Genomic DNA, 22,403 nt, shown 5'->3' on the forward strand with positions numbered 1-22,403 from the left:
AGTATCATATTCCGAAGACATATTCCGATCGCTCTGGTATACTCCGCGCCGTTTTCCCGTTCTTTAACATCCAGTGAGAGTAACCCATGCATCCGATGCTCAACATCGCCGTGCGCGCCGCGCGTAAGGCTGGCAATCTGATTGCCCGAAATTACGAAACGCCCGACGCGGTAGAAGCCAGCCAGAAAGGCAGCAACGATTTTGTCACCAACATCGATAAAGAAGCAGAAAGACTGATTGTTGAGACCATCCGCAAATCCTATCCTCAGCACACCATTATCACTGAAGAAGCCGGTGAGCTGGCAGGTGAAGACGCAGATATACAGTGGGTTATCGATCCTCTGGATGGCACCACCAATTTCATTAAACGCCTGCCGCATTTTGCGGTGTCTATCGCAGTGCGCATTAAAGGCCGCACTGAAGTAGCCGTCGTTTACGATCCCATGCGTAATGAACTTTTCACTGCGACGCGCGGCCAGGGCGCGCAGCTTAACGGCTACCGCCTGCGCGGCGCCAGCAGCCGCGATCTGGATGGCACCATACTGGCGACCGGTTTCCCGTTTAAGGCTAAGCAGCACGCCGAAAGTTATATGAGGATTGTCAGTAAGTTGTTTACCCGCTGTGCAGACTTCCGCCGCACCGGCTCTGCCGCCCTGGATCTGGCCTACGTCGCAGCAGGCCGCGTTGATGGTTTCTTTGAAATAGGGCTGCGCCCGTGGGATTTTGCCGGCGGCGAACTACTGGTGCGCGAAGCCGGCGGTCTGGTATGCGATTTCACCGGCGGCCATAACTACCTCACTACCGGCAACATCGTGGCGGGTAATCCACGCGTGGTGAAAAACATGCTGGCGGAAATGCGCGACGAATTAAGCGAAGCGCTGAAGCGCTAACAGCACGCTTTCTCTTCTCGCCGCCTGGCGAGAAGAGAAATTGCCTTAACCGGGCGAACGGCTCATCCTTTTCATTCTCACGTCCCTGCCTTATCCCTTACGTTACAGGTTACGCGCTCGGCACCTGGGCCAGTAATCACTTATCAAAGCGTGCATGTTAACTTTGCCCATCCCCCCCCTAAGCGAACCTGCGCCAACAGCGCCAGGCCAGGCTTACCGGGAAAAGGTATTGCTTTGCGTGGAAAAAGAATTAACGCCGCGCCGCCAGAAGAAAGGAGCACAGGCCCGGTAGATTCGGGCGCCCTTTTTCAGTTTAAAGCTCCATGATCTGGTCGAAAATAACGCGTCAATATCTCGTAAAAACACAAACAAAGCATAATGCCGAGACTGCTGACAACCCCCTTCCTTTCGCAGACAGGATGGATGAAACACAATAAAAACAAGGTAAATCAATTGGTTGTTTTTCAACAAATTACCATAGAGCATCAGATGCGGCGTATTCGCGAAACACGGGAGAATTAGCTTGCTGACGCTCACGGGCGTAGCGCCAGCACGGGCAGCGCCACCAATGCCATCACCCAGAACAAACCATTTTCCAGATGTTGGTAAAGGTAGCCGGAAAACATTGTCATCACCGCCATACCGCCGCCCATGGCCACGGCAGAATAGATAGCCTGTAACCGAATAACGTCGCTGTCGTGGCGCGCGGAAATGTAGCGTATCGCCGCCAGATGACATACGGTAAAGCTGCCGCAGTGCAAAACCTGCATTACAATAAGCCACGCCAGCGCGGCGCTCCAGCCCATCAACCCCCAACGAACCACGCTGCACAGACAGGATAAAAGCAGCAAATCCCGCACGCTCCAGCGCTGGAAAAGACGGTGACCGATCGCAAAAATAACGATTTCAGCCGCCACGCCAAGTGACCATAAGTAGCCAATAGCCGTCGAAGAATACCCTTCTTTTTGCCAGTAAATTGCGCTGAAGCCATAATAAGCGGCATGTGCCCCCTGTAGCAGCGTTACACAGGTGAAAAGCCGCCAGTTTTCGCTAAAAAGCCGTCGCCATGCCGGCCAGCCGACGCTTTCCTGCGACAGTGCGCCCCCCCTGGGCATAACTGACGGGCGCAGCAGCATGCCGCCCAGCATGGCGGCGATACCTGCCGTCAGCACGAACAATATGACCTGATAGCCAAACAACGTCTCCAGCTTGCCTGTTATGGACGACCCCATGACAAACGCCAGCGATCCCCACAGCCGCACCCGGCCATAATCCATGTTGATTTGCTGTTGCCAGGTCCCAGCCAGGGCATCCGTCAACGGCACCAGCGGTGAAAAGAAGAAGTTAAAACCTACCATGACCAGCAATAACCACGCCGCGCTGGCGCCCCACCAGAAAGCGACGGTGAAAATCAGCGTTAGCAAAGCGAGCAGGCGCAGCGCCTGGACCAGATGGGCAGGGGTTTTGACGACAGGCGCCAGCAGCAGGCTACCAAGAAAGCGCGCCGCCAGTCCTGCCCCCAACAGCAGCCCGATAGCTTCAGCCCCCAGCCCAACGCCCTTAAGCCAAACGCTCCAGAAGGGTAAGAAGACGCCGTAGCTAAAAAAGTACGTAAAGTAACCAAGCGCCAGCCAGCGCGGGGATTGCAAAACCATAAACCCTCCCTGTGAAGAGCCGATACTCTGGCAGAGGCCGGGTCAACAGGCAAGCGCAGACGCTTCAGTAATAGGTTGTGGTGTAGCGAATTTGCTGGTGTTCTGTCTCTGTTGCGCCCCCCTGTATCAGTGTGTCCACGACGAAATCGCAAACGCTGGGGTTGCCCTTTTTATCGTAATGGCACTTTTTCAACGCCTGATAAAACGGCACGCCATTATCCAAACCTTGAGTAATAAAATCCCACGGTTCGGCCAGTTTACGTTTAGGGACGGTAATAAGCAGCACATCGTGTTCTTCACCGTAAAATACCGTACTTTCAGGCATCCCTTCCGGCGTATAAAAATATTCTTTATAAACCCAGGCGTTACGGGCGTCCTTCACTTTGACCAACAGGTTTTTATCATAAATGTACAGTTTGCTGACCGGGCTGGCGCTGTTAGTGGTGCCGACTATCTGGCAGGCTTTATTCAACACGATGGTGTTGCGTTTGTCCCGGGCGGAAACCAGCGTGTTGGAATTATCCGCGCGCGCCAGCCTGATGCTCTGCCCATTGACAAAATCCATACGTTCATACTCCTTAAGACAACCGTGCAGGTCAAAGCGTCCTTTAGCGATAGTCAACTGCCCTTCATCGCTACCAAGCAGCACCTGTTCGAAATTTTTTACGCGCCCGCGCAACGCATCAAACTCCAGCTCATTAGAGAGGCTGGCCATCGCTGGCTGAAACGGCGCTAACGTCTCATTCCCCCTGACCGGGCCAGCAATCAGGGCAGCAGTGAGACATAGCTGAATTTTGTTCATAACGCTCCGCACTCTCCTCTGGCCGAAAAATCACAGTCCGGCACATAAGCATAGCCGCAATAACGCCCGCCAGCCGCGTGCGTCTTTTTGCTCTGCAAACTGAGTTGCGCGGCGCATCGCTCAGGGACGGAAAACGAACAAGGCAGGCAAAGCGGGCATATTTATAAACAGGCGGATGGCTGACGGGTAAAAAAGCAGCCACCGCTGAGCAAAAGAGAATGACAGAGATAACGGGATAAAATTGCGGCGCGGTAAAACGCCGCAACGCTGTCGCCGGGGCAATTGCCTTCGGCCTGCAGTGCCCGCAAAGTAAACAGGGAAACTCAACGCATTGTTTTTCATCCAACCGCACCAAAGCGGGCAACGCCACGTTTTGCCATCGTGAGCGAAGCTGGCGGGATGCTAGCTTTGCGTTGATAATTTATCGTAACCTCGCAGATAATAATTAATAACAGAGACCAGCCAGCAAAGAATAAAGAGGCTAACCACCCAATATCCCATTTCCCCCAGGTGTTCGTTTAACCGCGCAATACCTTCCCAGGGCGCCCCGGTTAACGACAGTTTGTCAGTGATTAGGCCAATGGCCTCGACACCGCCAATAAACACCGCAATTATCACCGATACCGCCGTTATCGTCATGTTGTAGTAAAGCTTGCGCACTGGCGTGGAGAAGGCCCATCCGTAAGCGCCAATCATGACAAAGTTATCAATAGTATCAATAAGCACCATCCCTGAAGCGAACAGCGCGGGAAATAGCATAATACTCCAGAGATTCACGCCCTGCCCGGCGCTTGCGGCTGAAATACCCAGTAATCCCACCTCGGTAGCCGTATCAAACCCTAACCCAAATAAAAATCCAATCAGATACATATGCCAGCTTTTATTTACCATCCTGAACAGTGAACGAAATAACGCTGTCAACACGCCGCCTTTATTGACGACTTCATCCAGTGTCTGGTGGGGAAGAAGCTCGCCAGATTTAACTTTACGAAAAGTTTGCCAGACGGAAATTAATACCATCAAATTAATAAACGCCACCGCCAGCAAAAATAAGGATGAAACTAACGTTCCAATTACTCCCCCTGTTTCATGAAACCATTCCATTTGTCTGCTAAACATCATGGCGGTTGCGGCAATAGCCGCAGAAGCCATAACCACAATAGTGGAATGCCCAAGTGAGAAGAAGGTGCCAACGGCAACAGGCGCTTTTCCCTGCTGCATTAGTTTTCGCGTTACATTATCTATTGCAGCAATATGGTCTGCATCTACAGCATGACGTAAACCAAAGCTATACGCGAGTAATGCTGTACCCATTAATGTCGTATTGTCACGAAAAACGGCCAGCGCCAGCAGCCAAACGACAATATTTATTACTACTATTCCTGACAACAAATAAATGGCGCGGTGTCGCCATTCAAAGCGCTGCGTCATAAGGTTGCTCCTTTATTTAATCATATTCATTCAACAGGCATTACTGTTACGATTGAGTAGTTGGGATCACGTTTGGATTGGCGATTAAAAACAACCAACAGGTGACAACAAAAGGCATGGTCAAAGGCGGAATACCTAGTGGAACAAGTAAAGTGTTAAATGCGCCCTGCACCAGAACGGTAAAAATAACGCCGATAAAGATATAACCCAGAACATGCCAACCGGAGGGCTTGTAAACCGACCCTAACGCCAGCGCCGTAAGGACCGCGCTAAAAACATATAAACCTGAAGACACAGGCTGAGGAGCGGCGCCAATCAATAGCGCGGCCGCAACCGCCAGCAGCGCGGCCATAAGGGCCAGCAACATAGCGCGCAGCGATGAAACGGCTAACCCCAGCATGACCAGTAAACCTTCCGGCGCATTGCTGGATAAAAATACCTGCGAGGCTCCGTGCAAAGCGCTGGTGATAATCGGTAACATACCAGGATAACTATCGGCCAGTTCATAGTTGGAAGGCATCGCCGGCGCGGGTAGCCCAATATGATGAAGCTGTCCGAAAGGGTAACTGGCCAGTAAGACTATCCAGGTCGTTAACACAAAAGGAGCGGTTAACACTGAAACGTCCCATGTCCGGAGCAGTTTTTTCAAACCAACGGTTACGATAACCGAGATAACGCCGCTAAATATCACCACAACCCATAAAAAGGGGGTTGCCTGCAAAAAAGTCGGAAGCGCAGTCCCCACCAGACAACCATTATAGCCATACAACCCGGCGCGCAGCGTTTCGCGCTCGTTGACCAACCATGCCGCGCTAAGCGTCGCAACGACGGTGCCCAGCAGGCTGCCGATAACAACCTGCGGCAGCCCTTCGCCATATGCCCCGACAGCAATAGCAATAAAAAATAACAGCCCGGTAAGCGGGTTATTTTGAAACATCACCTGCGAGCAACCACGCAATACCATATCGACAAAAGCAACGGATCGATGGCGAGCCCGTAGCGCATCCCATAAAAGTATTTTATCCATATTAATAACCTGAAAAATCAACGCCAGATAAAAGGCGCAGGCAGCGTTATGCCCAGTATTTCTTCGCGCGCTATACGCCAAAAAAGGCGTATTGCCGCTTTCACCTGCGGAGATTCTTTTCCTAAAGCTTTAAAAATAAGACCGCACTCGTTTGGTAAGCGGCTCACGCCGCAGGCAAGGCCAGCCGCTTCGTCATAAAGCGGCGTTATACGATCGATAATGCGCTGATGATGGCAGGCGGGCGTCAGCAATATCACATTCCCAAACACATCGAATGGCCCCATGACTGCGGGTGTGTTAAGAGGCTGTTTACCCGGCTCCAGCACATAGCGCTCGGTAAAAAGCGGGTTGCCCTCGTGGCTGCTGGCGCAAATATGCGACGAGTACACATCAAACCGAAAGCCGCGATCGGCATCGTGGTGTTTGCGGCCCGACATCAATATCTCGGCGTAAATCAGCGTTGCAGTAGGGTGTAGAGTAATGCGGGTATCGGAAATAAAGCGTGAACCGCAGTGCGGGATCACCTGTTCGGGTATGACTTCAAGGTAGCTACCCTCGTCAAGGGTGATAGTCTGCATCTGCGCTGCATAATTGTTTTCCATTGCATGAATCTTGGTTGCCGACTGTGTGGTCACATGCCCACAGGCCTGCGCGGCGACATGGATATCCATCGCCAGCCGGTCCCCTTGCAGGACACAGCCAGAGGTAGAGATAACAAACACACACGGCATGTGCGGCATCATCTCGTCCCAGTACAGGGCGCGCTGCACCAAAAAGGGGACTCTTCTGTCCACCTGTTTCAATACGCTACGTTGCCCGCTCACGGCGAACATCATACGCAGATAACCTGTTTTTCCCACGCTCCCGCTGGCCATTTGCGGCGGCTCATCCTGGTAAGCCGCCAGTTCGGGGAGATCGGCGCCAGGTTGACTGACGCGCATCACAGCTTCGTTAATACGTGTCATAAAGGCATAGCCGCAGTATGTGTAAACAGGAAATCACGCATGATCATATCAACCAGCGCATCAATACCTTCTCCTGTTTTGCAGTTAGTGAGAATATAAGGACGCAAACCGCGCACCACGCGGGTATCATGCTCCATCACCTCCAGGCTGGCGCCGACATAAGGCGCCAAATCGATTTTGTTAATGACCAGAATATCGGCCTGTACCAGCCCCGGGCCATTTTTACGCGGTATTTTTTCTCCTTCAGCAACATCAATAACGTAAATATAAAAATCCGCCAGCGCCGGGCTGAAGGTTAATGTCAGGTTATCGCCGCCGCTTTCGATCATGACGACATCGCTTTGTGGGAAGCGCGCCTCCATTTCTTCAACAGCCGCAATATTCATACTTGGATCCTCACGAACGGCAGTATGTGGACACGCGCCCGTCTCCACGCCCACTATTTTCTCTTCATCCAGAATGCCTTTCAGAGTGCGTTTAACCTGCTTTGCATCTTCAGTCGTGACGATATCATTGGTAATAATCAGGGGCTGAATGCCACGCGCGATCAGGCGTGGCGTAATAACCTCAATAATGGCGGTTTTGCCTGAACCAACCGGTCCGCCAATACCAATACGGGTAATCTTCTTCATTTGTCTTCCTCGTTCTGGCAGGTTAATTGCTGAACAAACGCGTAAAGGCTGCGACATGTAGCGCTGCTAATACATCTGTCACAGGCGCATAAGACGACATCTGTTCGATCCCGCCGCTCTCAGCTTCATCGCAAAATACCTCTGCATCCTGATTAAGCTGAAACAATATGCGTTGAGTCTCTATATGCGTGACGCGCATCAGGCGCATGGCCGCGCTAAGTATGGTCATAGCCACGCCGTAATGGTGCATGACAATGACCTCGCGTGGGCTGGCGCCCAGCGCGGTCATAACAAGCGCTTGCGTCACCGGGTAAGTGCCAGCGGCATAGCCGCGCTTAATTTGCTCAAGCCACCAGCCCATCAACGGTTCTTTACACACGTCAACGGCCATTTCCGCCAACTTTTTGCCCATCCGCACGACCATCGTGCGGCTTTCTTCATTCAGCTTGCGGTTAAACAACGCCCAGTCATTGGTGATTGCCGCTTCACAGTCCCCCTCCCGCAATGCCCGGCAGGTGGCGGCCACAGCACGGCTATCGCCTGACGCGGCTTGTTGCAGCGCGGTATAAGTAAATGACGTTAACGTAGCGACATCGTGCACAATGCCGGCCTGAATTGCCGATTCAACGCCGCTGGAAAATGAAAATGCGCCTACCGGCAAAACGGAGTCGGAAAACTGCATAATGCGGATAAGTTGTATGGCATTCATGACATTTTAAGCGCCTGCTGATGGTTAAAATCGCTATCGACATGAACATGCGTCGCTGAATCTTCTGCCCCACCAAACAATAGTCGTGCTTCAGACTGGGTGAGATGGGGCAAAATAGTTTCACCCTTCACAAATGAGTAAGGCAGCGCGTGAAAACCATGCGTTTTCATTACTGAATCCACTATCCGGGTCGCAACGGTAATGGGCACAAATATGCGATGGCCTTTGATAACCGATTTCCAGTGTTGATTGCCAAGCGCATGGCCCAGCTCAAACGCGGTTTGCAACACGGTCTCGCAATCGCTTTCCAGCAGAGACGATAAATGAATAACCATCACATCGCGCAGAGTTATCTGCACCACCACAGCATAGTTACGCACCTCATCCCATAGCAGCACATCGCCATCGCCAGGCAACTGGTGACGATCGAGGGAGATACCTATTTCCTGCCCATCGCGCGTTGTTTTACGACAGCGGCTTTTCTGCGCCTCCCACTGTGACAACACCAGAATATCCACCGTTGCCTGTTGCAGACGTTGTTGCCAGAGCGCTTCTTTTTTGACATTCCCGAGTATTTTTTCAATGACAATCATCAGTCAGCTCCTAACTGAAGAAATAGCGTTGGTTAAGAACCGTATTTTTTACGGGCGGTACTGTCGCGTGCTCGCCATTTACCCTCACGGAGAAAGTTTCTGGATCCACCTCTATATTCGGCATTTCTGCATTGCGCACCATGTCCTGCTTTGATATAGCCCGACAGTTTTGAACGGCCATCACCTGGCGCTCAAGCGCCAGCTTCTCCCTGATGCCGTCATCCAGCGCAGCAGCGGAGACAAAAGTGACGCAGGTTTCCTGCAGCAATTTCCCCATCGCCCCAAACATTGGGCGATAGAATGTCGGCTGTGGCGTTGTTAGCGAAGCGTTCGGATCGCCCATCACCGCCCAGTTAATCATGCCGCCTTTAATAACCAGCTTTGGCTTAACGCCAAAAAAGCGCGGTTCCCACAGCACCAGATCGGCCATTTTGCCTGTTTCAACCGATCCCAATACGTGGCTAATGCCTTGAGCGATAGCCGGGTTAATGGTGATTTTCGCGACATAACGCAATACGCGGAAATTATCGTTACCCGCCGCGTCCTCAGGCAGCTTGCCGCGCGCCATCTTCATGGCATGCGCAGTCTGCATGACGCGCTGCCAGTTCTCGCCAACGCGCCCCATCGCCTGTGAATCACTGGAAAACATCGACAACACGCCAATATCATGCAGGACATTTTCCGCAGCGATAGTTTCCGGCCGAACCCGGCTTTCAGAAAACGCGACGTCAGCCGGCACGTTTGGATTGAGGTTATGGCACACCATGATCATATCGAACAGCTCAGCCTGGCTGTTGATGCCAAACGGTAGCGTCGGGTTAGTTGAGCTGGGCAAGACATTCATCAAAGCCGCAACTTTAATGATATCCGGCGAATGTCCGCCTCCTGCGCCTTCGGTATGAAAAGTGTGGATTGTCCGGCCTTCGAAAGCCTCTATCGTATCTTCGACGTATCCCCCTTCATTCAGGCTATCCGTATGTACAGCAACCTGGATATCCATATCGTCGGCAACGCGCAGAGCCTGGCGCAATGCTGAGTTGGTAGCACCCCAGTCTTCATGCACCTTCAGCCCGGCAGCCCCGGCGCGAACTTGTTCTGCCAGCGGCGCAGCGTGCGAGGCATGGCCCTTACCTAATATCCCAACGTTAACGGGCAACCCCTCAAAGGCGCGTAACATTCGGTGGATATGCCAGGGTCCGGCAGTGACGGTGGTGCCGTTAGTGCCATCGGTCGGCCCAACGCCGCCGCCAAAGAACGTGGTAACGCCGTTGGATAATGCATGCTCCGCCTGCTGCGGAGAAATAAAATGGATATGGGTATCAATACCCGCCGCAGTCAATATCAAATGCTCGCCCGATATAGCGTCTGTGCTCACCCCCACAACCATTCCAGGCGTAACGCCGTCCATCATATCGGGGTTGCCGCTTTTACCTATTCCGACGATACGACCATTTTTAATCCCCACATCCGCTTTAACCACACCTTGCCGGGCATCGAGAATGGTTACGTTGGTTATGACCAGATCAAGAACGCTCTCGCTGGTCAGCCGGTTATTGGCGCCCATACCATCACGCAGAGACTTTCCCCCTCCATAGACGGCTTCCTCGCCATAGCCACGTAAATCCTTTTCTATTTCGATAAATAATTGCGTATCGCCCAGGCGAATTTTATCGCCGGTAGTTGGGCCAAATAACCCTGCATATTCTTGTCTGGAAATTGTTGGCATTTTTATTCCTTATCCGTAATGTGAGGCGCCGGCTTCAGAGACTTATAGCCAGACTCTATGGCACGTTTAACTTCAACGTCTTTTTTAGCCTGTTTCCCCGCAGCAAAAGTTCCGGCTCCCGTCCAACCATCAACCAGGTTATTAAAACCGTATGTAATTTGTTTACCCCCGATGGCAATAAGGGGTACATCAATCTCATCGCCAGGTTCAAAACGGATTGCCGTTGTGGAGGCGATATTCAGACGTCGGCCATAGGCGGCTAACCGATCAAATTGCAGCGCTTTATTCACTTCAAAAAAATGAAAGTGGGAGCCAATTTGAATGGGGCGATCGCCTGTATTGCGTACAGTTAATTTAATTTCTGGTTTTTCAGCGTTAAAAGTTATGGGTTTCCCTGACAGAATATACCCACCCACGGGGGTATACTTCTCTTCATCATTTTTATTCATTAATAGAACCTGTAATCACGTTATTATCTTTGTTTACTACCGAAGTGTTACTTTTTGGCGTACCTACTGTATGGGATCGTGGACGGTCACCAGGCGGCTGCCGTCAGTGAATATAGCTTCGACCTGCACATGGGGAATAAGGTCGGCAACGCCTTCCATAACATCATCCAGACATAATACCTGGCGCGCGTCGTTCATCACTTCTTCAAGCGTTTTTCCTTCACGCGCTCCCTCAAGCGCGGTTGTCGTGATAATGGCGACCGCTTCCGGGTAATTCAGTTTAATACCTTTAGCTTTACGTTTTATTGCAACCTCAGCCAGGGTATATACCATCAGCTTCTCTATTTCTCTTGGGGATAACTGCATACAACACTCCATTTAAGAAATGGGATTTTTCCATTTCCACGCGTACATTCTGTTTATTAATAACGGAAATTAATTAATACAACCTTGTATTATTGCGCCGAACAATACCGTAGCACCAACCTGATAATAAAAAAATAAAATTTCTGCTATAAGCACGAGTAATCTGTGTTAACTTTAATGTAAAAATGTAATTAATTTTACAATTGGCGGGGATTTATTTTTAGTAATAAAAACGCCCTCCATTAGATATTAATGTTTTACTTGCCTTAACTTCCTCTATGCTTTTTTTCCCTGGTTTGTTGATAACGTCTGTAATTTTTGGTCAAACAGGCAAATACCTCCGATCATTCTCATAATACCGACTCAGGTTTTACCGGGACAGCCATCACGCAGCGCTGCGGCAGTAAATTATTATTTTCCAGACATGGCGTTTCCAGTAAAAGCCGCATAATCAAAGTGATATTTTCCGGGATAAAGGCAGAGATCGCTCCCCTGTTACAGTCCGACAGGTTCTTTTAACAGTTCGGTAAGCCGGAATCTGCGCCCAAAATCGTCGGGATAATCTCCGGAAACCAGGCAACTGAGTCCGTTAAAATCCATTAACCGGCCATTCTCGTATATTGGTAGGGGCGTTATCAGTCTGTGAAAACGGGTACGACAATATGCCATCTGCCACGCAACCCAACGGACAAGCTCGCATAATCGTTCAATACAAGAGAGGCGTAAGCCATGCTGAGCATCTGCACTGGCTTCCTCTGCCGGAAGCGGGCAGCATGCGGATAACAAACTTTAACCGTTGGGCGTCATGCATCAACGGCCCTGCATATCCCGGCTGAGGCTGATGTATGGCGCGTGTTCAAAATAGTCGTAGTTTGCTGACAGGTACTTCCTTATTACTGCCAAATACTGTGTTATTAATTGCAGTTGTATTAAAATTACGGAAATAAAATTATCGTTTAAATTCATTTAATTTAATTACTGTAGGTTATACCGCCATCAGGAACAAAGTTTTGATCATGAAAAATACTTACAAGCAGACAGGTTATCTACTTTAGACGAAGGCGATTAATTTTACAGGCTTCACCGAAGGGTATCTGTATATACAGGAAAATATTATTAGCTACCGCCGCAGGCAGAGGCGCTGCCGCTTCCCACGGCCGTACCAGTTGTTGTTGTCAAACCGGCAGCTACGGCTCCAGTCACACCTCCTACCGGGCCGCCCGGAATTCCGGCGAGAGCGTCAGCAATGGCTGTCGCACCAACTGCATTAGCGGGAGCTGTCGGCGCACCTCCAGCCACGGAAATATAGCTTAACTGTGATACTGTTATTTCTCGCATATACACTCCATCGTATTTAAAGCCTGACCCGAACAGAATCGTCCGAATTCCATGAAATAGTTCAATAAAACCAGGAATAAGATAGACAGAGTAAAACTGAATATGGCCGTCAATTGATACAGTTTTTTATAACGTATTAATACCTGCCTGCTGCACTGTATTCAATATAAAAACAAAATTGCCTGAACTTCGCTCCTCAATCCAGGAGAACCTCCGTCCGGCGCTAATACCGTTTATTTCGGGTTCTGCGGTTTAAGCCATTGCGGGCAACAGAGCGATGGTGGGAACACAGTTGATTCTGGCTCAGGTGATTTCTTTGGTGACAACTCACTGGCAACAAGGCGTATGAGAGGCCTGTGTCTGTGCATCGTTCGGGCGCATCGCCAGTATTTTTTAGCAAGCGACATCGACAGGCCACCTGCCAACGCCAGGACGTTTTTGCTGATTTTGTGGGCCGAAAACGTTCGGCCCGGGGTTTGACAACCGCCTCACGCCAGCCTGAAAGCGGGCGTTGGCATTTTTAAATATCAGGAACTAATCGGCATAAACCGGGAAACGAGCGCAGATATCCAGCACCTGCGTTTTCACGCGTGTAATTACGCTTTCATCGTTGATGTTATCCAGCACATCACACATCCAGTTAGCCAGTTGCCGCACTTCTGTTTCTTTAAAACCGCGGCGCGTAACGGCAGGCGTTCCAACACGAATCCCGGAGGTAACGAACGGGCTTTTCGGATCGTTTGGCACGCTGTTTTTATTAACAGTAATATTCGCGCGGCCCAGTGCGGCATCCGCCTCTTTACCCGTCAGATTTTTATCAACTAAATCCACCAGGAACAGGTGATTGTCCGTTCCGCCTGACACCACTTTATAGCCACGCTCCAGGAAGACCTCTACCATCGCCTTCGCATTTTTCGCAACCTGCTGCTGGTAGGTTTTAAACGCAGGTTCCATCGCTTCTTTCAGCGCAACGGCCTTACCGGCGATCACGTGCATCAGCGGGCCGCCCTGACCGCCCGGGAAAACGGCAGAGTTCAGTTTCTTATACAGGTCTTCGTCACCGCCTTTGGCGAGAATAAGCCCGCCGCGCGGGCCGGCCAGCGTTTTGTGGGTTGTGGTGGTGACGACATGAGCATGCGGCACCGGGTTCGGGTAAACGCCTGCGGCAATCAGGCCTGCGACATGCGCCATGTCAACAAACAGCCAGGCGCCGATGCTGTCAGCAATTTCACGCATTTTCGCCCAGTCCACTACGCCGGAATAAGCGGAGAAGCCGCCAATGATCATTTTCGGCTTATGCGCCTGCGCCTGAGTACGCAGGTCCTCATAATCAATATGGCCGGTTTCATCAATGCCATAAGGAACAATATTGTACAGTTTGCCGGAGAAATTCACCGGCGAACCGTGCGTCAGATGGCCGCCGTGGGCCAGATTCATACCCAAAACAGTATCGCCTGGCTGCAGCAGCGCGGTGTAAACGGCAAAGTTTGCCTGGGAGCCGGAATGCGGCTGGACGTTGGCGTAGTCAGCGCCAAACAGCGCCTTCGCGCGATCGATAGCAAGCTGCTCAACAATATCCACATACTCGCAGCCGCCATAATAGCGCTTGCCCGGATAGCCTTCGGCATATTTGTTAGTTAGCTGAGATCCCTGCGCTTGCATCACACGCGGGCTGGTGTAGTTTTCAGAAGCGATCAGTTCGATGTGCTCTTCCTGACGAACTTTCTCCTGCTCCATAGCCTGCCACAATTCGGCATCATAATCGGCAATGTTCATTTCACGCTTTAACATCCGCATCTCCTGGCTCAGCAAACGGTAATTGGACTTCTACAGCAAGGCCCTGAACGGGCGAAGGCCCCCAGTATAACTGATTCATATAGTGATGACAGATCTTGACAGCGCTTTTTACGCAAACGATTGGCCCGACATAATTTAACGGCTTGTAATACTTCCCAACGTTAAGCGATGACGCTTTATGTTACTTTTTTATTCACCTTTTTCGCCCTATTGCTTTACACAGAGAAAACACATCAATAAGATGCATAAAAAATGCATCTTTTATACGCAAAGCAAGGAACGACCTATGCTCGATTCACATACTATTTCTATTGTACGCTCCACTCTTCCCCTTCTTGCCGCTACCGGTCCAAAGCTGACCGTTCACTTTTATGAACGTATGTTCCGCCACAACCCGGAGCTGAAAGAGACGTTTAATATGAGCAATCAGCGTGACGGCAGCCAGCCTGAATCGCTGTTCAACGCCATCTGCGCATATGGCGCCAATATTGACAATCTGGCCGTCTTGCTTCCGGCAGTGGAAAAAATTGCCCAGAAGCACGCAAGCGTCGGCATTCGCCCGGAACAATACCAGATTGTCGGCACTCACCTGCTGGCAACGCTTGAAGAAATGCTCAACCCAGGCGCTGAAGTACTGGAGGCGTGGGGTAAAGCTTACGACGTACTGGCACAGATCTTTATTAACCGCGAAGGGGAAATTTATCACGAAAGCGCCATACAACCGGGCGGCTGGGAAGGTACGCGCGCGTTTCGCATTGTGGCCAAAACGCCTCGTAGCTCGCTTATCACCAGTTTTGAACTGGAACCACAAGACGGCAACCCAATTGAAAGCTACCGTCCCGGTCAGTACATTAGCGTCTGGATCAAACCTGCGGGGTTCATCCATCGGGAAATTCGTCAGTATTCCCTGACCCGCGCCCCGAATGGCAAAACCTACCGCATTGCGGTTAAGCGCGAGGACGAGGGCAAGGTTTCAGGCTGGCTGCACCAGCAGGCTCAGCCGGGCGATATAGTTCAACTTTCAGCGCCATGCGGTGACTTCTTTATGGACGTCGCGCCGGAAATACCGGTTACGCTGATTTCCGCAGGCGTAGGGCAAACGCCGATGTTAGCGATGCTCAACACACTGGCGGCAAGCCAACATACCGGCCAGGTGAACTGGTTCCACTCGGCAAAGAACCAGTCTGTGCATGCGTTTAATGATGAGGTTGCCCAGGCTGGCGCCCGGCTTGCTCATTTTTACCAACACGTCTGGTATAGCGATCCGGCTGCCGCAGACAGCAATTACGACAGCAAAGGGTTGATGGACCTGGTAAACCAGAAAAGCCACTTTAGCGATCCGCAAACACAATTCTATTTGTGTGGACCAGTCGGCTTTATGCAATTCGTTGCCTCGCAGTTGATGCAACTGGATGTCGATCCGAAGCGTATCCACTACGAATGCTTCGGCCCCCATAAGATCCTGTAACACTTCCGAACTACGCGACTGACAATGGGCGATCCGACGCCCATTTCTTACGTTTACTTCTTACGAAACACTGTTAAAATATAGAAACAGACTTAATTTTTACTTAGTTTGTTACCCTAAAAAAACCATATTCACTTAACTCAGCCTGGTCGGCCGGACTGGCATCGAAAAGACGCTACTTTATTCAGCAAACTCTCTTTTATTTTTATTCGTATTGATTATTCGCACAATTAGATAATTCCCCTCTTAAAACTGACAGTTGTTTATGCCATAAAAATATATCACAACAAAAATACGACAATAAACAAATTACCCTTACACTGGCTCGATAATTTCGGAGTGAAAACTAATATATAGTCAGCGCAAACGTATTTATAAACTCGACCCTGGGAAGCGCGCATGATTAGAAAAGTAAAAATCACTACCGGAATGCTAATCATCATTCTTGGATTTGGCATACTTCAACTTTTAACAGGCGGTTATTTACTATATACAATTAAGGATGACCGTAATGATTTAAGAGAAATTCAGAATATCAAGGAGCAACAGTTCATCCTGAATAATAGCTGGGTTGCACTGCTTAGCACGCGGAATACGCTTAATCGGGCAGGAATCAGTACCTTGCTGGATAATAGCGGGACTCACTATGAAGATATGATTCAAAGGCTTACCCAAAAAGTTGAGAATCTACTTAAGAAGACCGATCTCTATTTTAATGAATTTAAGAACTTACCTACAATCCCCTCACAAAATGCCAAAGTCATTGCCGAACTCAAGCAAAGTTATACGCCTCTGCATGAAGCGCTTGAGCATATGCTCAATCTTTTAAAAACCAAAAACATTGAAGGTTTCTTCTCAGAACATACTCAGGATTACCAGGATGCCTTTGAAAAACGTTATCAGGCATATCTGACAATGAATAATAAACTTTACCAAAAAATATACGCAAATAAATATCATGAATACCTCGGCGCACTATGGTTTATAGCAACTGTGGCGGGTATTTTCATTATTGCTTTTTACCTGTCTATTGTTGGTATGCGCATTGCTCTGGCGACGCCGCTGCGCCAGTTGCTGGGCAACATACAATCTATTGCCAAAGGCGATCTTTCCCAACCTGTTCTTGTCCAGGGAACGAACGAAATGGGTATCCTTGCGGATAATTTACGCTACATGCAAAATGAACTGACCCGCACCGTCAGTGAAGTACGCGACAGCGCCAGCGCTATCACGACCGGCGCCGGCGAAATCACGCTTGGCAGTAACGATCTTGCTCACCGTACAGAACAGCAGGCTGCTGCGCTGGAGGAAACCGCCGCAAGCATGGAACAGCTCACCTCCACGGTAAAAATGAATGCTGAAAACGCCCACCAGGCCAGCCAACTGGCCACCCATGCATCAGAAGTAACCCAAAGCGGCAGTAACGCAGTGCTTGGCGTCATGCAGACAATGAACAATATCGCCGACAGCTCGCGCAAAATTGCCGATATTACTGGCGTTATCAATAATATTGCTTTTCAGACTAATATTCTCGCCCTGAATGCTTCCGTAGAAGCCGCTCGTGCTGGCGAACATGGTCGCGGTTTCTCCGTTGTGGCAGGTGAAGTTCGCAACCTGGCCCAACACAGCGCCCAGGCCGCGCGGGAAATTAAAACGCTGATCGAAGGTTCCGCAATCCAGGTCGAAACCGGCGTTCAGGAAGTGGAAAACGCCGGAAAAACAATGGAGGAAATCCTGACGGTTGTGAAGCGGGTCAACGATATTATGGCGGAAATCACTGTCGCATCCGATGAGCAGCATCGCGGTATTGAGCAGGTCGGTTACGCAATCCAGGAAATGGATAGCACCACGCAACAAAACGCAGCGCTGGTTGAAGAATATTCCGCTACCGCAGGTTCGCTTCAGGAGCAGTCTAACCGGCTTACCCACTCGGTCAGCACTTTCCGGCTCGCTTAATACAACGCGGCCTGCCCCGAAGGCCGTAAACCACGACGCCCGGCAATACCCTGCCGGGCAAGTTCAGAATGGCCAGCCCCGCCTTACCACGGCCCTCTCTCCCCGCAGCAGGCCACAACGATAAAAACCCCGCAGCGTGTACGCGCAAGGGCTGCGGGGTTATCAGGTAAGCAAGAAAATCGATTAAATTGCCGCGTCGTCTTCTTCACCGGTACGGATGCGTACCACACGCGCCACGTCAAATACAAAAATTTTACCGTCGCCAATTTTACCGGTTTGCGCTGTACGAGTAATAGTCTCAACACAGGTTTCAACAATGTCATCCGGCACAATAATTTCAATTTTTACTTTAGGCAGAAAATCCACCATATATTCCGCACCGCGGTACAGTTCTGTATGGCCCTTCTGGCGCCCGAAGCCTTTCACCTCGGTAACGGTCATACCGGTAATACCCACTTCAGCCAGCGCCTCACGCACATCGTCCAGCTTGAACGGTTTAATAATTGCATCAATCTTTTTCATCGCGGTTCCTTCAGTTAACCTGGCGCACGCCGGTTAAATGCCTCAATGGTCGCTTACGTTAACACAGACCCGCTCCCCGGAAAACCGAGGGAGGCTGCACATTACCGGGTTAATCACTCTTTAAAATCGTTGGCTTCCAGCGCGTGTCGCCCCAACAGTTTATAAAACTCGGTGCGGTTACGCCCGGCCATACGCGCTGCCTGCGTGACGTTGCCTTTCGTAATTTGCAGCAGTTTACGCAAATAGTTGAGTTCAAACTGATTACGTGCCTCAGCAAAAGTGGGTAATACGGTATTTTCCCCTTCCAGCGCCTGATGGACCAGCGCCTCGCCAATCACCGGCGTTGAACTAAGCGCCACGCATTGTTCAATGACATTGACAAGCTGGCGTACATTCCCCGGCCAACTGGCGGCAATCAGACATTTCATCGCATCCGTTGAGAAGCTTCGCACAAATGGCTTATGGCGATCTGCGGACTGGCGCAGCAGGTGGGTCGCCAGCAGAGGAATATCCTCAGCACGCGCCTGCAACGCAGGAATTTTCAGGCTGACGACATTAAGGCGGTAAAACAGATCTTCACGAAACTCACCGCGCTGCATCGCTTTAGGCAGATCGCGGTGCGTTGCAGAGATAATGCGCACATCAATATCAATATCGCGATTGCTTCCCAGCGGGCGCACTTTACGCTCCTGCAATACGCGCAGCAGTTTCACCTGCAGCGGTACCGGCATATCGCCAATTTCATCAAGAAATAGCGTACCGCCCTGCGCGGCGAGAAACAGCCCTTCACGGTTGCTGACAGCGCCAGTAAACGCGCCGCGAGCATGGCCGAACAGCTCAGACTCCAGCAACTGTTCAGGCAGCGCGCCGCAGTTGATAGCAATAAAAGCCTTCCCGGCACGCGGGCTGGCGTTATGAATAGCCTGCGCAAGCATTTCTTTACCGGTGCCGCTCTGCCCGTTGATTAATACGCTCACGTCAGACTGCGCCACCATCCGGGCCTGCTCCAGCAGCCTCAACATTATCGGGCTGCGGGTGACGATCCCCTCACGCCACTTCTCATCGCCGCCGGAAGCAGCCGTATGGGCCAGCGCATCGTCAATGGACTTATAGAGCGCGTCACGATCTACGGGTTTAGTGAGAAAACTAAATACCCCCTGCTGCGTTGCCGCCACCGCGTCCGGGATTGAGCCGTGGGCCGTAAGGATAATAACAGGCAGCCCCGGATGCGCTTTTTGCACTTCAGAGAAAAATTGCATACCGTCCATGTCATCCATACATAAATCGCTGATGACAAGATCGATTTTTTCGCGCAGTAGCAGCTTGAGGCCTTCAGGCCCATTTTGCGCCGTTGCTACGGTATATCCTTCGCTAATAAGCCGCATGCCAAGCAGTTTCAGCAGGCCGGGATCGTCGTCCACCAGCAGCAGGCGCGCCGCTTTACGTTGCGTCATGGTGTTATCTCCTCCGGTTGCGCCGCATTTTCGCGCTTTTTATCCCCGGGAGCCGTCAGCTCGTCATGCTTTTCGTTTTTATCTGTCGGAAGGTAACCGCTGGCTGTTTTACGATTTGAAAGCTGGCGTTCGATATCCGTCAGGTTTTGCAACTGTCGCGTCGTTTGCTCAAGCTGAGCGCGAAGCTGTTTTTCCCGCTGGCGTAGCGCATCCAGATCGCGATCGGCGCTCTGTTGCAGCGCAGCGTAACGGCCGCGGGACTGTACAAGCTCCAGCTCACGCAACTGCCCATCTCGCCATAGCTGAAACAGCGGACGAACCTGACCTGGAATATCATAGCTAAAATTGTCCAGCTTTGTTGTATACAGGCGGCGCTCCTGCGGGGTAATACGGGCTTTCGCTAATAAAATACTCTGGCGCAGCGCCGCCTGCCAGGTCCCTTCATCCCAGCGGCGCGCCAACGCTCTGGCATCTGCCGGCGAAAGGCGTTCAGCGCAGCCTATTCCACGCAGCCAGTACAGCGGGTTGGTTTCCGCCGCCTGGCCTTTTATATGCCATAATGCCTGGCAATCAACGTTAAGGTAGTCTGTCATCTGCTTTTGTAAGGGAGGCGGCGCCTCAGCTTTGACAGAAGGGCCATACCCCTCTTTGTCCGCCATACACCCTGCCAGTAGTAGCGCTGCCGGAAAAATAAGCCATCGCGCGGTATTCAACGCGCTACGCCATGCAGCTTTAATCATCATTTTTTTCATCAGTTCCTGGTCCGGTCCATGCTGGCAGCTTAATACGAAAACAGACATCGGCCTGGTCATCCTCAACCAGACTGAGTTCACCCTGCATTTGCCGCACGCTGTCCCTGGCAATACTCAATCCCAGCCCACTGCCTTTAACGGCGCCTTTACGCTGCAAGCTTCCCTGGAAGAAAGGTTCAAAAATCATTACGCTTTCATTTTGTGGAATCGGCGGTCCCGTATTGGCAACCTCAATCACCAGCCGGTTTTCTTCCTGTCGGCTACGCAGATAAATGGTACCGGATTCAGCGCCATAGTGCACCGCATTGGAATAGAGATTATCCAGCGCGCTGTGCAGCAGTTCAGGATCGGCAAGACATGCCGTCGGCGCCAGTGTGACATGGGTTTGCAATTTTTTCCCTCTTGCCGGCAGCGAATGGTCAGCCAGAATCCGCTCAACTAACGGTGCGAGATCAACAGGCCGATGCTGCACGGCGCTCTCTGCCAGTTTGCGATTATAGTCGAGCAATTGTTCAATAAGTTTTTGCAGGTTGCGGCTGCTGTCATCAAGAATAGCGACAATCTCTTCCTGCTCAACCGTTAGCGGGCCGGCAATTCTATCTGCCAACAGCGCCGTACCTTCTCGCATACTGGCAAGCGGCGTTTTTAACTCATGAGAAATATGGCGCAGGAACTGATGGCGTTGTGATTCCAGCCACGCCAGCCGCTCGCCTAGCCAGATAATACGCTGCCCTACCGAGCGCAGCTCGCGCGGGCCACGAAACAACTGTAATCCACTAAGGCTTTTACCCTCGCCAAGTCGGTTGATCATGCGCTCCAGCTTTTTAACCGGACCGATAATCATTCCTGTAAACAACATCACCAGCGCCAGGCTCACCAGGAACAACCCCAGCGCCTGCCAACCAAAAAACTGGCCGCGCTCGGCAATATCCTGCTGTAGCCGCTGGCCGCGAGAAAAAACGACGGTTCGCGTCGCCTGTACCATTTCCGCATTGGCATGGGCAAAGGCTTCAAGTTGCACGGAGGCGAGCGCGTCAGGCCCGCTGTTCTGGCACCGGAGCGAAGAGAGGCGATTGAGATTGTCTCGCAGCGTTTTCCAGATACGTTGATCGGGCAGTACGCCCGCATGCGCCTCAAGCATTTCACTGTAGCGCTGCCGCTGATTCTGATACACCCGCTCAAGCGTTGGGTTATCCAGCACGCAGTACTGGCGATAGCTGCGCTCCATTTCCAGCGCGGCATTGGTCATTGCTTCACTGCGGCGAGCGTCAACCAGCGTCGTTCGATTAATACGAGCAGCCTGAGCGCTTAGCGTATTCAGGCTTTGCCATGCCTGCCATGCCAGCACCAGCAGCGGCAGCAGCACCAGCAAAAAAGCCATCATCACCAGTTGACGCAGCGAACGAGGAAAAGCGAGCCAGCGTTTCAATATTTTTCTCTCACTGTAGTTTGCTGCAACGATGCTAACGCAGCCGCGCAAGAAACGACAGAAGCATCAGGCCATGACGGAATTCAGTTCGCAAATACGGCGTTCGCCATACTCATCAGGAGGATGAGTATTCATCAATACCCTTAAGCGCGGAATAAAAACAGGCACAATGCTGGCCTGTCGCTAAATTGCAGCAAAAAAATAGCCTGCTTCGGCAATGGCCAAAGCAGGCTTTTTCTATAAAGCAGGGCCACGGTAAGATTTACCCTGGCTATGGAATCAGGCGGTGCCTTACTCAACGTTGCGCCCGGAGCCTGATAAAGGACAATGTCACAATGATCAGAAGGCGGACGGCAGGCACCTTTTTGTGCGTCATTCGAGGCTTATGTAGCACAACCTTGCGGGGCTGACATAAGGAGGTGAATGAGCCACTACGGTAACA

Annotated in this window: 20 protein-coding genes and 1 pseudogene; 3 read left to right on the plus strand and 18 right to left on the minus strand. The window is 51.2% G+C overall.

The window, feature by feature from the left end:
* Positions 1-86 precede the first annotated feature (86 nt).
* Complete coding sequence (gene suhB / locus JJB97_RS12120) at positions 87-890, plus strand: inositol-1-monophosphatase (protein ID WP_238714264.1); 804 nt, start codon at positions 87-89, stop codon at positions 888-890.
* A gap of 533 nt (positions 891-1,423) precedes the next feature.
* Here suhB and JJB97_RS12125 read toward each other — a convergent pair.
* From JJB97_RS12125 to glyA, 14 genes and pseudogenes are all read right to left on the minus strand, one after another.
* A complete protein-coding gene (locus tag JJB97_RS12125; protein ID WP_238714265.1) occupies positions 1,424-2,545 on the minus strand; it encodes a 3-phenylpropionate MFS transporter in 1,122 nt (373 codons plus the stop codon).
* Positions 2,546-2,609: 64 nt separating this feature from the next.
* Complete coding sequence (locus JJB97_RS12130) at positions 2,610-3,347, minus strand: YnfC family lipoprotein (RefSeq protein ID WP_238714266.1); 738 nt, start codon at positions 3,345-3,347, stop codon at positions 2,610-2,612.
* Positions 3,348-3,749: 402 nt separating this feature from the next.
* Entirely contained in the window at positions 3,750-4,778 is a 1,029-nt protein-coding gene (locus JJB97_RS12135) for a HoxN/HupN/NixA family nickel/cobalt transporter (protein WP_238714267.1), read from the minus strand.
* Positions 4,779-4,824: 46 nt separating this feature from the next.
* Positions 4,825-5,805, minus strand: coding sequence for an urea transporter (gene yut, locus JJB97_RS12140; RefSeq protein WP_238714268.1), 981 nt, complete (start codon positions 5,803-5,805; stop codon positions 4,825-4,827).
* 17 nt (positions 5,806-5,822) lie between these two features.
* Positions 5,823-6,770: an urease accessory protein UreD gene (locus JJB97_RS12145; protein WP_238714269.1), complete on the minus strand. Its 948-nt coding sequence runs from the start codon at positions 6,768-6,770 to the stop codon at positions 5,823-5,825.
* Positions 6,767-7,402: an urease accessory protein UreG gene (ureG, locus tag JJB97_RS12150; protein ID WP_238714270.1), complete on the minus strand. Its 636-nt coding sequence runs from the start codon at positions 7,400-7,402 to the stop codon at positions 6,767-6,769. The genes JJB97_RS12145 and ureG overlap by 4 nt, the downstream gene beginning before the upstream one ends.
* A 22-nt stretch (positions 7,403-7,424) precedes the next feature.
* Positions 7,425-8,111 (minus strand): urease accessory protein UreF, encoded by a 687-nt coding sequence (locus tag JJB97_RS12155; RefSeq protein WP_238714271.1) that lies wholly within the window; start codon positions 8,109-8,111, stop codon positions 7,425-7,427.
* On the minus strand, positions 8,108-8,704 hold the full coding sequence (gene ureE, locus JJB97_RS12160; RefSeq protein WP_238714272.1) for an urease accessory protein UreE: 597 nt from the start codon (positions 8,702-8,704) through the stop codon (positions 8,108-8,110). The genes JJB97_RS12155 and ureE overlap by 4 nt, the downstream gene beginning before the upstream one ends.
* A 10-nt stretch (positions 8,705-8,714) precedes the next feature.
* The gene (locus JJB97_RS12165) at positions 8,715-10,430 is read right to left on the minus strand and encodes an urease subunit alpha (RefSeq protein ID WP_238714273.1); all 1,716 of its coding nucleotides are present in this window, start codon (positions 10,428-10,430) and stop codon (positions 8,715-8,717) included.
* 2 nt (positions 10,431-10,432) lie between these two features.
* On the minus strand, positions 10,433-10,879 hold the full coding sequence (locus JJB97_RS12170) for an urease subunit beta (RefSeq protein WP_238714274.1): 447 nt from the start codon (positions 10,877-10,879) through the stop codon (positions 10,433-10,435).
* Positions 10,880-10,942: 63 nt separating this feature from the next.
* Complete coding sequence (locus tag JJB97_RS12175; protein WP_238714275.1) at positions 10,943-11,245, minus strand: urease subunit gamma; 303 nt, start codon at positions 11,243-11,245, stop codon at positions 10,943-10,945.
* A gap of 1,116 nt (positions 11,246-12,361) precedes the next feature.
* Complete coding sequence (locus JJB97_RS12180) at positions 12,362-12,583, minus strand: microcin H47 (RefSeq protein WP_238714276.1); 222 nt, start codon at positions 12,581-12,583, stop codon at positions 12,362-12,364.
* A gap of 236 nt (positions 12,584-12,819) precedes the next feature.
* Positions 12,820-13,004 (minus strand): annotated as a pseudogene (locus JJB97_RS12185) (ISL3 family transposase); the annotation flags it as partial.
* Positions 13,005-13,117: 113 nt separating this feature from the next.
* Positions 13,118-14,374 (minus strand): serine hydroxymethyltransferase, encoded by a 1,257-nt coding sequence (gene glyA, locus JJB97_RS12190; RefSeq protein WP_238714277.1) that lies wholly within the window; start codon positions 14,372-14,374, stop codon positions 13,118-13,120.
* 292 nt (positions 14,375-14,666) lie between these two features.
* On the opposite strand from glyA, the gene hmpA reads away from it, so the two are divergent.
* Positions 14,667-15,848 (plus strand): NO-inducible flavohemoprotein, encoded by a 1,182-nt coding sequence (gene hmpA / locus JJB97_RS12195; protein ID WP_238714278.1) that lies wholly within the window; start codon positions 14,667-14,669, stop codon positions 15,846-15,848.
* A gap of 399 nt (positions 15,849-16,247) precedes the next feature.
* Positions 16,248-17,804, plus strand: coding sequence for a methyl-accepting chemotaxis protein (locus JJB97_RS18640; protein ID WP_317981228.1), 1,557 nt, complete (start codon positions 16,248-16,250; stop codon positions 17,802-17,804).
* Positions 17,805-17,987: 183 nt separating this feature from the next.
* On the opposite strand, the gene glnB is transcribed toward JJB97_RS18640, so the two are convergent.
* From glnB to JJB97_RS12225, 4 genes are all read right to left on the minus strand, one after another.
* Positions 17,988-18,326, minus strand: coding sequence for a nitrogen regulatory protein P-II (glnB, locus tag JJB97_RS12210; RefSeq protein ID WP_238714279.1), 339 nt, complete (start codon positions 18,324-18,326; stop codon positions 17,988-17,990).
* Positions 18,327-18,439: 113 nt separating this feature from the next.
* On the minus strand, positions 18,440-19,780 hold the full coding sequence (gene glrR, locus JJB97_RS12215; RefSeq protein ID WP_238714280.1) for a two-component system response regulator GlrR: 1,341 nt from the start codon (positions 19,778-19,780) through the stop codon (positions 18,440-18,442).
* Positions 19,777-20,523, minus strand: coding sequence for a two-component system QseEF-associated lipoprotein QseG (gene qseG, locus JJB97_RS12220; RefSeq protein WP_238714281.1), 747 nt, complete (start codon positions 20,521-20,523; stop codon positions 19,777-19,779). The genes glrR and qseG overlap by 4 nt, the downstream gene beginning before the upstream one ends.
* Positions 20,513-21,961, minus strand: coding sequence for a sensor histidine kinase (locus JJB97_RS12225; protein ID WP_238714282.1), 1,449 nt, complete (start codon positions 21,959-21,961; stop codon positions 20,513-20,515). The genes qseG and JJB97_RS12225 overlap by 11 nt, the downstream gene beginning before the upstream one ends.
* Between the last annotated feature and the right edge of the window lie 442 nt (positions 21,962-22,403).

The organism is Tenebrionibacter intestinalis, from assembly GCF_016632365.1.
Lineage (GTDB): Bacteria > Pseudomonadota > Gammaproteobacteria > Enterobacterales > Enterobacteriaceae > Tenebrionibacter > Tenebrionibacter intestinalis.

Excerpts from the sequence above, each read along its gene's own strand:
- suhB (WP_238714264.1), top strand. The coding sequence starts at position 87 with ATGCATCCGATGCTCAACATCGCCGTGCGCGCCGCGCGTAAGGCTGGC.
- JJB97_RS12125 (WP_238714265.1), bottom strand. The coding sequence starts at position 2,545 with ATGGTTTTGCAATCCCCGCGCTGGCTGGCGCTTGGTTACTTTACGTAC.
- JJB97_RS12130 (WP_238714266.1), bottom strand. The coding sequence starts at position 3,347 with ATGAACAAAATTCAGCTATGTCTCACTGCTGCCCTGATTGCTGGCCCG.
- JJB97_RS12135 (WP_238714267.1), bottom strand. The coding sequence starts at position 4,778 with ATGACGCAGCGCTTTGAATGGCGACACCGCGCCATTTATTTGTTGTCA.
- yut (WP_238714268.1), bottom strand. The coding sequence starts at position 5,805 with ATGGATAAAATACTTTTATGGGATGCGCTACGGGCTCGCCATCGATCC.
- JJB97_RS12145 (WP_238714269.1), bottom strand. The coding sequence starts at position 6,770 with ATGACACGTATTAACGAAGCTGTGATGCGCGTCAGTCAACCTGGCGCC.
- ureG (WP_238714270.1), bottom strand. The coding sequence starts at position 7,402 with ATGAAGAAGATTACCCGTATTGGTATTGGCGGACCGGTTGGTTCAGGC.
- JJB97_RS12155 (WP_238714271.1), bottom strand. The coding sequence starts at position 8,111 with ATGAATGCCATACAACTTATCCGCATTATGCAGTTTTCCGACTCCGTT.
- ureE (WP_238714272.1), bottom strand. The coding sequence starts at position 8,704 with ATGATTGTCATTGAAAAAATACTCGGGAATGTCAAAAAAGAAGCGCTC.
- JJB97_RS12165 (WP_238714273.1), bottom strand. The coding sequence starts at position 10,430 with ATGCCAACAATTTCCAGACAAGAATATGCAGGGTTATTTGGCCCAACT.
- JJB97_RS12170 (WP_238714274.1), bottom strand. The coding sequence starts at position 10,879 with ATGAATAAAAATGATGAAGAGAAGTATACCCCCGTGGGTGGGTATATT.
- JJB97_RS12175 (WP_238714275.1), bottom strand. The coding sequence starts at position 11,245 with ATGCAGTTATCCCCAAGAGAAATAGAGAAGCTGATGGTATATACCCTG.
- JJB97_RS12180 (WP_238714276.1), bottom strand. The coding sequence starts at position 12,583 with ATGCGAGAAATAACAGTATCACAGTTAAGCTATATTTCCGTGGCTGGA.
- glyA (WP_238714277.1), bottom strand. The coding sequence starts at position 14,374 with ATGTTAAAGCGTGAAATGAACATTGCCGATTATGATGCCGAATTGTGG.
- hmpA (WP_238714278.1), top strand. The coding sequence starts at position 14,667 with ATGCTCGATTCACATACTATTTCTATTGTACGCTCCACTCTTCCCCTT.
- JJB97_RS18640 (WP_317981228.1), top strand. The coding sequence starts at position 16,248 with ATGATTAGAAAAGTAAAAATCACTACCGGAATGCTAATCATCATTCTT.
- glnB (WP_238714279.1), bottom strand. The coding sequence starts at position 18,326 with ATGAAAAAGATTGATGCAATTATTAAACCGTTCAAGCTGGACGATGTG.
- glrR (WP_238714280.1), bottom strand. The coding sequence starts at position 19,780 with ATGACGCAACGTAAAGCGGCGCGCCTGCTGCTGGTGGACGACGATCCC.
- qseG (WP_238714281.1), bottom strand. The coding sequence starts at position 20,523 with ATGATGATTAAAGCTGCATGGCGTAGCGCGTTGAATACCGCGCGATGG.